This is a genomic window from Buttiauxella brennerae ATCC 51605, from assembly GCF_001654925.1.
GTDB classification, from domain to species: domain Bacteria; phylum Pseudomonadota; class Gammaproteobacteria; order Enterobacterales; family Enterobacteriaceae; genus Buttiauxella; species Buttiauxella brennerae.
In genome coordinates, this window is record NZ_LXER01000069.1 from 1 (window position 1) to 405 (window position 405).

Below are 405 nucleotides of genomic sequence, written 5' to 3' on the forward strand. Positions count from 1 at the left end.
TTAACCGCATCAGCGAAGATGCGCACTGTTTTTACCATTACGACCGCTACGGCAGGCTGACGGAAAAGGACGAACGGCGCATCCACCCGCGCGGCAGCATCACGCACCACTACGGCTATGACCACCAGCACCGGCTGACGCATTACCGGCGGATGCAGAACGGCAACATGCTGACGGAGAGCCGTTATGCTTATGATCCGCTGGGCCGCCGCATCCGCAAACAGGTGTGGCAGGGAGAGGCATATGATGGCGGCTGGTACGTGCCGACAGAGCCGGCGGAAAGCGTGTGGTACGGCCAGGAGGGCGACCGCCTGACCACCATGCAGACGGATAAGTCGCGTATCCAGACGGTGTACCTGCCGGGAAGTTTCACGCCTCTGCTGCGGGTGGAGACGGCAACAGCCG

Annotated in this window: 1 pseudogene; it reads left to right on the forward strand. The window is 62.0% G+C overall.

Going from position 1 to position 405, the window contains the following annotated elements:
* Positions 1 to 405, forward strand: a pseudogene (locus M975_RS22020) (RHS element protein); the annotation flags it as partial.